Origin of the sequence: Afipia felis ATCC 53690, assembly GCF_000314735.2 — a bacterium.
Classification (GTDB): Bacteria; Pseudomonadota; Alphaproteobacteria; order Rhizobiales; family Xanthobacteraceae; genus Afipia; species Afipia felis.
The window spans coordinates 231,759-244,869 of record NZ_KB375270.1; the positions used below are offsets into that span (position 1 = coordinate 231,759).

Here is a 13,111-nt window from a genome sequence, read left to right on the forward strand (position 1 = left end):
GAGAGGGATATAGCAGTGGAATCGGCCCCGGGCAAAGGTTCAAAACCCCCACGGCCCGGCCTTTAAAATGGCATGGCCGCGCCTTTGCGTGGACGATAAGGCAACTATGCCGTCAACAGGTCCTCGATCATTACCGGCAATTTGCGCACCCGCACGCCGGTGGCGTGATGGACGGCGTTAGTGATCGCCGCCGCGATGCCGGCGAGACCGATCTCGCCGAGACCGCGGGCGCCGAGTTCGTTGAAAATCGTGTCGGGATGTTCGACGAACGACACGTCGATCCGCGGCGCGTCGGCATGTGTGGTCATGACGTAATCGGCGAAATTGCTGTTGATCGCGGCGCCGTTCTGCGGGTCGTAGTGGGTGTGTTCGAACAGCGCCATGCCGACGCCCATGATGACCGCGCCTTCGATCTGGTTGGAGGCTGTCTTCATGTTGATGACGCGCCCGCCGTCGATCACGGTGACGACACGCTCCACGCGCAGTCGCGCGATCTCGGGCTGCCAGCTGACCTCGGCGAACTGCACGCCGAAGGAGTGCAGGGAATATTTCTTCTTCAGTGGATCGTTGAAGCCGCCCTCGCTCTTGCCTTTGCCCTTCACCGACGTCTTGCTGGCCATCTCCAGCACGCGATTGAACGGCAGCCCGCCGCCGTCCGCCGATCCCACCGTGGCGTTGGCAACGACGATCTTGCCATCCTTGAAGACGAGATCGTGCGGCTTGTGGCTGGCGAGTGGGGAGTTGGGCGTCTTCACCGCGAGGTCGATGACGGTTTGCTGCGCCTCCCGCACGGCCTGCAGCAGAGCCGGAATGACGGAGGCCGTCGCGGCGGAGCCGCCGGAGAACGGGCCGGGCGGCAAATCGGTATCGCCCAGCACGACTTCGATCTTGTCCGTGGGCACGCCGGTCTCGGAACTGACGACCTGCGCCGCCACGGTGTACGTGCCGGTGCCGATGTCCTGCGTCGCGCAGGTGACGCGCACGGTGCCGTCCGACTTCAATTCGACGGCGGCTTCGGTCGGCATGCGCAGCGCAAGCCACGAGCAGCCCGCAACGCCCCAGCCGATAATTTTTCCATCTCGTGTCATCGAGCCGATGCCCGGCGTGCGTTTGCTCCAGCCGAATTTCTCCGCGCCGGTCTGCAGGCACTCGACCATGTGGCGCGAGGAGAAGGGCAGGCCGGTGCTTTCATCCACCTTCGGCTCGTTCATGATGCGGAATTGGACTGGATCGATCTTCAGCTTGATCACCAGTTCGTCCACGGCGGATTCGAGCGCGAACAATCCCGGTATCGCGCCGGGGCCGCGCATTGAGGTCGGCGTGCCGACATTGCGTCGCGTGGTGGATGCGCGGACGAGCAGGTTGGGCGTTGAATAAAGAAAGGGCGTCGCCTCGCCGCAGTTCTCCGTGTAGTCGTCCAGCAGCGAAGTGTGGTTGACATATTCATGGCTCAGCGAGACGAGCTTGCCGTCCGTCGTTGCGCCGAGCTTGATATGCTGCTGCGTGATCGGCCTGTGTCCGGTGGATTCGAAGTTCATCTTGCGTGTCAGGACGAGTTTGACCGGCCGCTTGAGCTTCCTTGCCGCCACGGCGGCGATGAAACTGTGCGGCCACGGCCAGAGCTTGCTGCCGAAGCCTGAGCCGATGAAGCGCGCAACGACGCGAATGTTGTCTGCCGGTTCGCCCAGCACCGCGGCTGCGACCTGCCGGTGGTTCACGACCGCCTGACTCGGCTCATACAGCGTGAACACGCCGTTTTCATAAGTCACGACCGAAGCATGCAGCTCGATGACGGAATGGGTCTCGGTTGGCGTGATGTAAATCTCATCGACCTTGACGGGTGCCTCGGTGAACGCCTTGTCGACGTCGCCGCGTTTGCTCTCCGTGGACCATTTCGACGGCTCGAGCTCATCCTTCACATTGAAGGGTTTTGCGTCGTAAGCGACCTTCACAGCATCGGCGGCGGCGGTGGCCTGTTCGAACGTGTCGGCGATGACGGCGGCGACGTACTGGCCGTAATAGCGCACTTCATCGTCGGCAAGCGGCGGCCGTTTCTCGTCGATCAGGAGTCTCCTGTCGGGGAGGTGGTTGAGCTTGCCGATATTTCCCGAGTGCAGCACGAGGTGCACGCCGGGCATCTTCTCGGCAACCGAGGTGTCGAGGTTCTTGATCGTGCCGCTGGCGATGGTGGCGCGGACGGGGACGGCATAGAGCATGCCGTCGAAATGATGGTCGGATGTATAGATGGCTGTGCCGGTGACTTTCTTCGGTCCGTCCACGCGATTGAGTGGGGAGCCGATCACCTTGCCGGGGTCCACGTAATTCATGGTCAAATCTCGCTGTCTCAATCAGGCCAGCCGCGCGGCGGCGTCGAGGGTGTGAACGAGGCATCGCTTCGCCAGTTCGACCTTGAAGCCGTTCTGGCTTTGTGGTTTCGCGTCTTTCAGGAACGCATCGGCGGCGGCGCGGAATGTGTCCTTGCTCGCGGCCTGTCCCACGAGTTGCTTCTCCGCATCCGCGTTGCGCCACGGCCGTGTGCCGACGCCGCCCATCGCGAACTGCGCCTTCTCGATCTTGCCATCCGTCACTGTCATCACAACAGCGGCTGAGGCGAGCGCGAATTCGTAGGACGCGCGGTCGCGCAGCTTCAGGTACAGCGAGCGCGATCCTTTTGGCGGTGCAGGCAGCATCACATGCGTGATGAGATCGCCGGGCTGCATCACCGTTTCCTTGTCGGGCGTGTTGCCCGGCAGCAGGAAGAACTCCGAAATCGGAACATTACGTTCGCCCTGCGGTCCGCGAATATGGATGGTAGCGTCGAGCGCCATTAGCGCGACATTCATGTCGGATGGATTGCTGGCGATGCACTGGTCGCTGGTGCCGAGAATCGCGAGCGTGCGATTGAAGCCGTTGATCGCAGCACAGCCCGAGCCGGGGCTACGCTTGTTGCAGGCCATGTGCTCGTCGCGGAAATAGACGCAGCGCGTGCGTTGCAGGAGATTGCCGGCGGTCGTCGCCATGTTGCGCAACTGCGCCGAAGCGCCGGAGAGCAGGGCCTGCGACAGTACCGGGTAGTCGCGCAGCACGCGCTCGTCATGTGCGAGATCCGCGTTGCGGACCGTCGCGCCGATCTTCAATCCGCCATCGACCGCTTCGATCTTGTCCAGCGGCAGATGATTGATGTCGATGACGTGCTGCGGCGTTTCGACGTTCAGCTTCATCAGATCGATGAGCGTCGTGCCGCCCGCCAGAAAGCGGATATCGGCGCCCTGCTGGGCGGTGTGCGCACCGGAGGCGGCCTTGATCGCGGCGTCCACGTCGTCGGCACGGCGCAGTTGGAACATATGCATCTGCCGTCTCCTTACGTGCCTTGCCGGACCTGCTGGATCGCGGCGACGATGTTCTGGTACGCGCCGCAACGGCAGATGTTGCCGCTCATCAATTCGCGCACGTCGGCGTCGGACGGACCGCATGGTTCCTTCATGAGTGCTACGGCGGACATGATCTGACCTGACGTGCAGTAGCCGCACTGGTAGCCGTCATGGTCGACGAAGGCCGCCTGCATCGGGTGCAGGTTGCCGGGTTCGCCCAGGCCTTCGATGGTGGTGACTTCGCGGCCGTCGAGCGCGCCGGCGAATGTCAGGCAGGAATTCACGCGGCGGCCATCGACATGCACTGTGCACGCGCCGCACTGGCCGTGGTCGCAGCCTTTCTTGGTGCCGGTGAGGTGAACGTACTCGCGCAGGAAATCGAGCAGCGTGGTGCGCGGGTCGATCGTGGCCGAATAGGGTTTGCCGTTGATGACAAGCTTCGTCTCAACAGCATAACCCGGCGAGACGGTTGTCTTCGTCGGTGTCATGTCAGCCTTGCTTGGTGTTGGCCAGTTGGTGGCAGTTGCGATGCCGGCGGCACCGATGGTCTGCAGGACGGTCCTGCGATCCAGGCCTGGCTTGCCCGGTTCGGATGGGTCACGGTCACTCATGCATCCCTCGATGCTGAAATGGTGTGCTGAGCCGTTGCCTCGCGGGCGGTGGCGTCGGGGACAAATATTAGAACCGTTCTTGGTTCCGTGTGTGACCGAATGCTGCTTTCAAAGTGCGGCACACAATAATGTGTGGGGACCGAAGGTCACTCGGCACCGTCGTTGACGCCGCGCCAGCGGCCGTAACGCCATGGCAGGTACCAGCGTGCGGTCTCAGGCTTTTGTTTGGGTACGAAATCGAGACCCGACGTGCCCCACGGCTGACAGCGCAACAGCCGCGCCAGCGTCATCCATCCGCCCGCCCATAATCCGAAGCGGCTGATGGCTTCATCGCCGTAGGCAGAGCAGGTTGGAACATGCCGGCAGTTGAATCCGATCAGCGGCGAGAGCGTGGAGCGATACAACCAGATCAGTCCGCGGCCTGCGTTGCGAGGCGCACGCTTCGCGGCTTCGCAGGCGCGGCAGTTGCAGTAAAGTTTGAGAGACATGAGTCTGGTCTGCGCCATCGGTTAGTTCCGGTTCCAGGAACTATACTGGTTTTTCCGCCACACTTTCACAGCATCGCGCGGGTTTGAACGCAACGCAGCAAATGTCTCATAGACGGTGGGAGTCGGCGCAGGCTACGTTTTTCATAACGCGCGTGTGACAGGATTCGTCACGCATGCCGGCAACAATGCCGATGCCTCGGACGGGCGGGGAAGGACTGGAAGTTGGCTCTCTTGGGGTCGTCTGATTGTCGTGGCTGGGCGCGGATCGGCGCCGCAGTTCTCTTCCTTGCGCTTGCTGGCGTGGCTGCGCGTCAGGAAACCGCGCAAGCGTCCGGTGCGGCTCAACCGTCGCAGCCTTCCAAGTCGCAGCCTTCAAAGACCGATCATGCAGCAGACGCGACCCATGCGCCTGAGGTGATCGAACCGCGCCGTCAGCCGATGACGTTTGTCTGGCACGCCGCGCCAAAGGATCGGTGCGCTCCGGATTGCCGTGACTGGATCGAGGCGGTCGGCGTCATCACCAGCGATACGCCCGCTTTGTTCGAGAAGATCGCGACCGGTCGCGATCTGTCGATGGCGACCGTGGTGTTGAATTCCAGCGGCGGTTCGGTGCTGGATGCACTCGCGCTCGGCCGGGTATGGCGCAAGGCGGGCATGTTCACCACTGTCGGTCAGGTGATCGAGAAGGACGGATTGAACGGCAGGGTCCGTGCGATTCAACCGGATGCTTATTGTGAATCGATGTGCGTGTTCCTGCTGCTGTCGGGCAAGGCCCGTGTCGTGCCGCCGGAAGCGCACGTGCGCGTTCACCAAATCTGGATGGGGGACCGCGCCAACGACGCGAAGACCGCGACCTATACTGCCCAGGATCTGATGATCGTCGAGCGCGATGTCGGGCGGCTGGCGAAATACACCTTCGACATGGGCGGCACCGGCGATCTGCTGACGCTGGCGTTGAGCGTGCCGCCGTGGGAGCCGCTGCATGAACTGTCGCGCGCGGAGTTGAAGCTCGGCAATCTCGTGACCGATGAGCCGGTGGTGGCAGATGCGCCGAAGTCCGAGCCGGTACCTGTGGCGACGGTGGCAAAGCCCATACAGGATCGCGTCGCAACCGCACCTGCGGCGGTCGCACCGACCAAGACCGCGGAAGCCCTGCCGCCGACCGGCGGAGCTGCGCCCGCGGAATGACGCGGACGGTGTTTTTTGAGATTATTCGGCCGGCGCGTCGGCCTTGAGTGCGTCTGAGGCCTTTTCTTTATCTTTCGCTTCGATCTGGTTGATCGCATCGACCACGGCGTCGAACGTCAGCAGCGTCGAAGCATGGCGGGCTTTGTAGTCCCGCACCGGCTCCAGCACCGCGATGTCGGCCCATTTGCCGTCCGGCGGCGCGCCGTTGTCCTTCAGCATCTTCGTCACGGTTTCGCGCAACTGCCGCAGTTCGTCCGCGTTCGAGCCGACGATGTGGCGCGCCATGATCGAGGAGGAGGCCTGTCCGAGCGCGCAGGCTTTGACGTCATGGCCGAAATCGGTGACGACGCCATCCTTCATGTTGAGGTCGATCTTCACCGTCGAGCCGCACAGCTTGGAATGGGCCGTGGCCGAGGCGTCGGGATGGGGAAGGCGGCCAAGGCGAGGGATATTGCCGGCCAGCTCGATGATCTTCTTGTTGTAGATGTCGCTTATCATGAAGGTACCCACGGAGGACCGCCGCCGCCCGAACGGGCTCTCGGGAACCCTTGGCTCACGGTCCTGGTATCCTATATAGTGGCTGGATCGCAGGAATAAACCTGCCGAATTGGCCGGCCGCCCCGGAAAGTCATGATTTGGCTCCGGAAGCCGTCTATTTGAAACCCTCACGCAAGGCGTCCGACGGCCCTCAGGACCTCGTGGCGACCCGGTGACACTCCGGCCCCGTCTTTGGCATTGAAGGGCCGGTCGAACGGAGAGCCAAGTATGGATGCCGTCATCAAGCCGCTGCGCGGCAAACTCGACAAGACAGAAGTCCCTGCTTCCGAGATCGAGGAAGCGGCAATCCGTCCGGATCAGTCGCGCCCGTCACGCACGGAGGCCGAGCAGGCGGTGAAGACGCTGCTCGCCTATATCGGTGAAAACCCCCAGCGCGAGGGCCTGCTCGACACGCCGCGCCGCATGGTCGAGGCTTATGACGAGCTGTTTCAGGGCTACCATCAGTGCCCGGCCGAAGTGCTGAACCGTACCTTCGGCGAGACGGCGGGCTACGACGATTTCGTACTGGTCCGCGACATCGGCTTCCATTCGCATTGCGAACATCACGTCATGCCGTTCTACGGCAAGGCGCACATCGCCTACACGCCGATCGACCGCGTCGTCGGGCTGTCGAAGCTCGCGCGGCTCGTCGATGCCTTTGCGCACCGCCTGCAGACGCAGGAGCATCTCACCGCCCAGATCGCGGCGGCGATCGACAAGGTGCTGCAGCCGCGTGGTGTCGCGGTGCTGATCGAGGCCGAGCACACCTGCATGTCGGTGCGCGGCATCGCCAAGCCGGGCTCCAAGACCGTAACCACGCGCTTCACCGGCATGTTCCGTGACAATCCGGATGAGCAGGCGCGTTTTCTGAATATGGTGCGGGGCATTAGCGCCTGAACGTCAGGCGCTTCACGTTTCGCGCGAACCTTCAAAGTTGGCGGCAAGTGACGACGCAATCAGGCGACAAGACAGAGCTTGAAGAGGGGCTTTCGTTTGCCCCGCGTTTTGACGCGTCCGGGCTCGTGACATGCGTCGCGACCGATGCGCGAAGCGGCGACGTGCTGATGGTCGCTCACATGAACGACGAGGCGCTGCGCAAGACCATCGAGACCGGCGATGCCTGGTACTACAGCCGCTCGCGCAAAAAGCTCTGGCGCAAGGGCGAGACCTCCGGTCATGTCCAGCGTGTCGTCGAGATGCGCACGGATTGCGATCAGGACGCGGTATGGATCCGCGTCGAGCAATCCGGCAGTGGCGCCTGCCACACCGGACGGCACTCATGCTTTTACCGCGCGGTGACGAACGAGAACGGCAGCGCGAAGCTGGTGTTCGTGGATGCCGACAGGGCGTTCGATCCGGACAAGGTCTATAAGTAAACGCCCGGAAGCGGCGGCGCCTTCGCGAGGGAATACCGCGTGTCGAACGGGGACGGCACCAAAATCATTCACAGCAGAACGCCGGAATCGGCGGCCATGGTGGCCAACGTCAGACGGGCGACGGCGATCACCGCCGCGCTGAACCGTTTGACGTTCGACGACGCAGACGAGATCCGGGCTCTGTTCAGCGAACTCATCGGTAAGACCGTCGACAGGAGCTTCTTGCTGATCCCGCCGTTCTATACCGTTGGCGGGGATGAGATCAGCGTCGGGCAGAATGTCTTCATCAATCAGAACTGCACTTTCTATGATCTCGGCGGTCTCCACATCGCGGACGACGTGATGATCGGGCCGAATGTAAGCCTCATCACGGCCGGTCATCCGCTTGAGCCGTCGCAGCGCCGTTCAGTCACCATCGGCAGGCGCATCGTAATCGAGAGGAATGTCTGGATCGCGGCTGGCGCAACGATTCTCGGCGGGGTGACGGTCGGCGAAAATTCGGTCGTCGCTGCGGGCGCTGTGGTCACCAGGGACGTTCCTCCGAATACCCTCGTGGGCGGAAATCCGGCGCGGGTCATTCGTTTGATTGGTGACGGGTCCTGATCCTTCGTTAACCTCCCATTAACCATAATCGCCCAGGGTGCAGATGGGCTAGAAGGCCCTGCGCGCGTCGGGAGCCGTGCGCGTCATCACAGCGTGTCGCCGGGGAGCGGGACACATGGCAATCGACGGTACGACTGCATCGTCAGTCATCGATTCTGCGCGCGCTAAAATCGCGGGCGCCATCAAGCAGGCCGCGGATGCGACCGGCGCGAGCTTCGATTACCTGATTTCCACCGCCAAGATCGAATCGAACCTCGACCCGAACGCCAAGGCGTCGACCTCGTCGGCGCGGGGACTCTATCAATTCATCGAACAGACCTGGCTCGGCACCGTGAAGCAGGCGGGCGCGGCGTTCGGCTACGGCAATTATGCGAATGCGATCTCGCAATCGCCGTCCGGCACGTATTCCGTCAGCGATCCCGCGACACGCGACCAGATCCTCAAACTGCGCGACGACCCGGCCGCCAATGCGGCGATGGCGGGCGCGCTGACGCAGGCCAACAGTTTCAAGCTCAGCGGCGAACTTGGTCGGCGCCCGACCGATGGTGAGCTCTACATGGCGCACTTCATGGGTGCGGGCGGCGCGGCGAGATTGATCTCCACTGCGCAGAGCAATCCGAGCGCGTCCGCGCCCGCAATGTTTCCGAATGCGGCCGCAGCCAACCGTTCGATCTTCTACAATCGCGACGGCGGTGCGCGCAGCGTCTCGGAAGTCTATTCGGATATCGATTCTCGTTTCGCCCGCGCGGCCAATTCTCCGATGGCGCGCTTCGCGGTCGCGTCCGCTGGAGGCTCGTCGCCCGCGATGGACAACATGGCGTATCTGTCGGGCTTTCCGCAGGGCAGCAGCGCATCCGCAGCAACACGGCAGATGGGGCCGACATTCCACTCGCTGTTTCAGGCAGGCGATCGCGCCGAACCGTTGTCATTGACGGTGCGTCAGTTATGGGGTGCGGGTTCGCAGGCTAATGCGGAGGCGGCTGCGGCGGCCAATCCCGATCAGTCGCAATTCAATCTGTTCAGCGACCCGAAAGGCACATTCGCCGGGTGAGCGTTGGGAGTTAACAAAAGCTCAACGACCGCAGCCGTTTATGGTGAACTGTTTCTTAAGTGTCATGGTTTACGCTTTCTGACAGTCGCGTCGTATTCCCGATGCAGTCAGCAAAGTTGCGTAAGCCGGAACACCCATGATCGTTCGGCAGTTTATTAGTTGGGTTCGTACCGCTCCCGCCGGGGAGCGCGCCGGGGCGACACGGGCATTGGCCCGCGCCTGGCTCATTTCAGATTTATCGCAGGACGATCGCATCACCGCCGAAGGCGCGCTGCTGATGCTGCTCGACGATCCCTCGCCGCTGGTGCGGCAGGCGATGTCGGACGTGTTCGCGGCAAGCGCCGACGCACCGCCTGCCATCGTCGCTGCGCTCGCTGCCGACCAGCCGGACATCGCACTGCCCGTTCTCGAATTCTCGCCGCTGCTGCTCGACGCCGATCTGGTCGATCTCGTCGCCACAGGCTGTCCCCAGGTGCAATGCGCCGTGGCGCGTCGGGTGAGGCTGCCGGTCTCGGTGGCGGCCGCGCTCGCGGAGGTCGGTGATGCGACGGCAGTGCTCGAGCTGATCGAGAATCCGGACGTGACGCTGGCGCCGTTCTCGCTGGAGCGGATCGTCGAGCGCCACGGCGATCTCGCCGTGATCCGGGAAGCGCTGCTGCAGCGGGAGAGCCTGCCGGCCTCCGTGCGGCTCGCGCTCGCAACAAAAGTTTCGGCGACGCTCGCCGGCTTTGCCGCAGCCCGCGACTGGATCACGCCCGACCGCGCAAACCGCCTCGCGGCGGAGGCGACAGAGCGCTCGCTGCTCGACATTGCAAACCTGTCGGAAGGCGAGGAGCTTTCCGCTCTGATCCATCACCTGCGCGAAAGCGGCCAGCTCAATGCGAGCCTTGTGCTGCGTGCTTTGTTGTCGGGCAACGCCAGTCTGTTTGAGGCGGCGCTGGTTGAACTGACCGGCGTGCCGCAACGCCGTGTCACCGCGCTGGCTTACGGCCGCGGGGCAGGGCTCGATGCGCTGCTCACCAAGGCTGGCTTCCCGCGGTCAACCGTCCCGGCGTTCCGCGCGGCGGTTGCCGCGATCCTGGAAACCGGATTTGTCGAGACGCAGAATGGCGTGACGCGGCTGCAGCGCCGCATGGTCGAGCGCGTGCTGATGCAATGCGAGAACGAAGTGGTGTCGACCCACGATCCGCTGCTGGTGCTGCTGCGGCGCTTCTCTGTCGAGGCGGCGCGCGAGGATGCGCGGCTGTTCTGCGACGAAACCGCGACGCAGGTCGACGCGCAGCGCTTCGTCCAGATCATCGAGGATGCTTCGCCGGTCGCGAGCGAAGATATCTATGGTGCCGGGATTGTGGACGAGGAGAGCGACGACGACATCGTCTTCGTGGAGTCTCCGCCGCTCGCGCCGAGCTTCACTGGTGAGAGCGAATTCGGCTACGAAAGCGAGTTCGATGACTATGCGCCGCTGGATGAAAACTACATCGCTGTGAACGACGAATATCCCGGCAACGACAACCTCGACGCCGAGATCGCCCTTATCGTCCGCGAGCGCATCGCGGCCTGACGACATCTTTCATACTTGAAAAGGCGCTGCCATCGAGCGGCGCCTTTTTTGTTTCGTAAGAAAAGAAGGTAAGGCGGGGGCGTTCAATCCGCCGGGACGATGCTCGGGGCCAGCACGGCTTCGAGATGCTCGGGACGGTTCTGATTAGCCTCGATCAGGAATTCGTCCGCGAGCCGTCGCAGATGCGCGCTCAATTTGTCGGCTGTGTCCTTCGAGCGTCCCTTCGGCAGCTCGCGCACGATCGCCTGAATGGCGTGAACGTGGTGGGCGATCAGGTCGGACGGCACTGTCGTCAGCTCGGGCGCATGCTCGATGATGCGGCACAGGCTTTCGGCGGCGATCGCGGCCTTGGGATAGCCAAACGTCGTGGCGTCGCCCTTGATGTCGTGTGCCGCGCGGAACAGCTCTTCCCGGTTCGGGCCGGTGAAGCCGTCTTTCTCGATCACTTCGAAGGCGCGGGCAAGGCGAGCACATTCCTCGTCCATCCAGCCTTTGAATTCACCGGAAAGCCCGGCGAGCGCTTCCTCGGCGCGTGCGACCGGATCGTCGACATTACGCTCATCCACCCGGCGGATGATCTTCCGGAACGGGTTCGGCTGGGTGATGACCTGATGGGCTTCGAAAGTTTCGACCTTGAGGCCTTCGCTTTTTTCTTTCGCCATGGCCGTTATCCGGGACTGCGGGCTTTATCGAGCAGCGAGGGTTGCTGCAGGATTTCCGCCTTGCCGCCGTTGCGGCGATCGAGGCCGATATAGGTGTTGGTGGTGTTGCGGCGCCGGTCCGGGCCGAAATAGCTCTTGGTGCGGATGAAGGGCCGGGGCGACACCACGACATTGAGGATGCGCTGGTAAAGGCCTTTGGCCGAGATCGGCTTGGCGAGGAATTCGGTGACGCCCGCATCGCGCGCGGTCATGACGCGGCGCTTCTCGGAATGGCCGGTCAGCATGATGATCGGCGCATACGGATTGCCGACGCCGTCCGGCTGGCGGATCATCTGTGCAAGTTCGAGCCCGTCGAAGATCGGCATCGACCAGTCGGTGATGACGATGTCGGGGACGTAATGGCTGTACATTTCCAGCGCGGTCGCGCCGTCCTCGGCTTCATAGACTTCACGCGCGCCGAACGAGTGCAACAGCGTGCGCAAAATGCGCCGCATATGCGCGTTGTCGTCGCAGACGAGAAACCGCAGCTTGTTGAAGTCGATGTGAAACATGCCCAGTCACGTGAAGGGACGCGGATACCGGAAAAGTCTAGGCTGGCGGCCGTTAACGACCGGTTAAGCATAAACGTCCAGTCCGAAGCTTCTCGTGAGCGTTAGACGCCGAACTGCTCGCTGATGATGCGGTCTTCCAGGCTGTGGCCGGGGTCGAACAGCATGCGGATCGAGATGCTCTTGTCGGTCAGCACTTCGACGCGGGTGACGTAGCGTATTTCATTATGGTCGGCGACTGCCGCGACCGGGCGCCGCTCGTCCTCCAGCACCTCGATGGTGATGTGGGCGGAGCTTGCGAGCAGGGCGCCGCGCCAGCGCCGCGGCCGGAAGGCGTTGATCGGCGTCAGCGCCAGGAGATTCGCCGTGATCGGGATGATCGGTCCCTGCGCCGAGTAGTTATAGGCGGTCGATCCGGCAGGGGTGGCGACCAGAATGCCGTCGGAAATCAGTTCGGGCATCCGCACCTGCTCGTCGATCAGGATGCGCAGCCGCGCCGCCTGATAGATCTGGCGGAACAGGGCGACCTCGTTGATGGCGTGGTGCAGATGCACCTCGCCGGCCGCGTCGGTCGCTCGCATCAACAGCGGATTGATGACGGTCATGCGCGCGGCATTGAGGCGCTCGATCAGGCCGTGGCGGCTGTATTCGTTCATCAGGAAGCCGACGGTGCCGCGATGCATGCCGTAGATCGGCGTGCCGGAGCGCATCCGCTCGTGCAGCGTGCGCAGCATCAGCCCGTCGCCGCCGAGCGCGACCACGACGTCCGCATTCTCGACCTCGTGGTTGCCGTAATCCGACGAGAGTTGCGCCAGCGCGCGCTGGGCTTCCAGCACCGGGCTCGCGACAAAGGCAATGCGTTGGTATTTGCTCTCGACGGTCATGGAAAGGCTGGTCAACCCCTGCGGGCAGTCTGGATCGGACGTGAATTTCTCAACTTTATCCGCTCTTTGCCCTCTGCGGTACTGGGGGACGTGCGCTCCGGGCGCGACCCTTTAACAGCGTTAACGCCGCCGGATGCACACCCGTAGACGCTCCACATTAACAAGATGTCATGCAGATGAACAGAAACCGTTCAGCGGATTCAGTTTGAGTTCAGTGCGCGCAGATCATCC

General features: G+C 62.9%; 14 protein-coding genes. 6 read left to right on the forward strand and 8 right to left on the reverse strand.

Annotated elements, in window-relative coordinates; genetic code table 11:
- Positions 1-104 precede the first annotated feature (104 nt).
- The 4 genes from HMPREF9697_RS01185 to yidD form a co-directional block, all read right to left on the reverse strand.
- Positions 105-2,327: a xanthine dehydrogenase family protein molybdopterin-binding subunit gene (locus tag HMPREF9697_RS01185; RefSeq protein WP_002715317.1), complete on the reverse strand. Its 2,223-nt coding sequence runs from the start codon at positions 2,325-2,327 to the stop codon at positions 105-107.
- 21 nt (positions 2,328-2,348) lie between these two features.
- Entirely contained in the window at positions 2,349-3,350 is a 1,002-nt protein-coding gene (locus HMPREF9697_RS01190) for an FAD binding domain-containing protein (protein ID WP_002715318.1), read from the reverse strand.
- Between the two features lie 11 nt (positions 3,351-3,361).
- On the reverse strand, positions 3,362-3,982 hold the full coding sequence (locus HMPREF9697_RS01195) for a (2Fe-2S)-binding protein (RefSeq protein ID WP_002715319.1): 621 nt from the start codon (positions 3,980-3,982) through the stop codon (positions 3,362-3,364).
- A gap of 146 nt (positions 3,983-4,128) precedes the next feature.
- Positions 4,129-4,470 carry a membrane protein insertion efficiency factor YidD gene (yidD, locus tag HMPREF9697_RS01200; protein ID WP_040308069.1) on the reverse strand — a complete coding sequence of 114 codons (342 nt, stop codon included), beginning with the start codon at positions 4,468-4,470 and terminating at the stop codon, positions 4,129-4,131.
- Between the two features lie 222 nt (positions 4,471-4,692).
- Here yidD and HMPREF9697_RS01205 point away from each other — a divergent pair, with 222 nt between their 5' ends.
- The gene (locus tag HMPREF9697_RS01205) at positions 4,693-5,658 is read left to right on the forward strand and encodes a COG3904 family protein (RefSeq protein WP_002715321.1); all 966 of its coding nucleotides are present in this window, start codon (positions 4,693-4,695) and stop codon (positions 5,656-5,658) included.
- Positions 5,659-5,679: 21 nt separating this feature from the next.
- On the opposite strand, the gene HMPREF9697_RS01210 is transcribed toward HMPREF9697_RS01205, so the two are convergent.
- Positions 5,680-6,156, reverse strand: a complete 477-nt coding sequence (locus tag HMPREF9697_RS01210; RefSeq protein WP_002715322.1) for an iron-sulfur cluster assembly scaffold protein — start codon at positions 6,154-6,156, stop codon at positions 5,680-5,682.
- Between the two features lie 267 nt (positions 6,157-6,423).
- Between HMPREF9697_RS01210 and folE the strand changes: the two genes are divergently transcribed.
- From folE to HMPREF9697_RS01235, 5 genes are all read left to right on the forward strand, one after another.
- Entirely contained in the window at positions 6,424-7,092 is a 669-nt protein-coding gene (gene folE, locus HMPREF9697_RS01215) for a GTP cyclohydrolase I FolE (RefSeq protein ID WP_002715323.1), read from the forward strand.
- Positions 7,093-7,139: 47 nt separating this feature from the next.
- On the forward strand, positions 7,140-7,571 hold the full coding sequence (gene hisI, locus HMPREF9697_RS01220) for a phosphoribosyl-AMP cyclohydrolase (RefSeq protein WP_002715324.1): 432 nt from the start codon (positions 7,140-7,142) through the stop codon (positions 7,569-7,571).
- Between the two features lie 39 nt (positions 7,572-7,610).
- Entirely contained in the window at positions 7,611-8,174 is a 564-nt protein-coding gene (locus tag HMPREF9697_RS01225; protein ID WP_002715325.1) for a sugar O-acetyltransferase, read from the forward strand.
- Between the two features lie 115 nt (positions 8,175-8,289).
- Complete coding sequence (locus HMPREF9697_RS01230) at positions 8,290-9,225, forward strand: hypothetical protein (protein WP_002715326.1); 936 nt, start codon at positions 8,290-8,292, stop codon at positions 9,223-9,225.
- A gap of 136 nt (positions 9,226-9,361) precedes the next feature.
- Complete coding sequence (locus tag HMPREF9697_RS01235) at positions 9,362-10,786, forward strand: DUF2336 domain-containing protein (RefSeq protein ID WP_002715327.1); 1,425 nt, start codon at positions 9,362-9,364, stop codon at positions 10,784-10,786.
- Positions 10,787-10,869: 83 nt separating this feature from the next.
- Here the strand turns inward: HMPREF9697_RS01235 and HMPREF9697_RS01240 are convergent, their stop codons facing one another.
- The 3 genes from HMPREF9697_RS01240 to HMPREF9697_RS01250 all read right to left on the reverse strand — a co-directional run bounded on the left by HMPREF9697_RS01240 (position 10,870) and on the right by HMPREF9697_RS01250 (position 12,880).
- Complete coding sequence (locus HMPREF9697_RS01240) at positions 10,870-11,448, reverse strand: Hpt domain-containing protein (protein WP_002715328.1); 579 nt, start codon at positions 11,446-11,448, stop codon at positions 10,870-10,872.
- A gap of 5 nt (positions 11,449-11,453) precedes the next feature.
- Positions 11,454-11,999, reverse strand: a complete 546-nt coding sequence (locus HMPREF9697_RS01245) for a response regulator (RefSeq protein WP_002715329.1) — start codon at positions 11,997-11,999, stop codon at positions 11,454-11,456.
- 101 nt (positions 12,000-12,100) lie between these two features.
- A complete protein-coding gene (locus HMPREF9697_RS01250; RefSeq protein ID WP_002715330.1) occupies positions 12,101-12,880 on the reverse strand; it encodes an NAD kinase in 780 nt (259 codons plus the stop codon).
- Between the last annotated feature and the right edge of the window lie 231 nt (positions 12,881-13,111).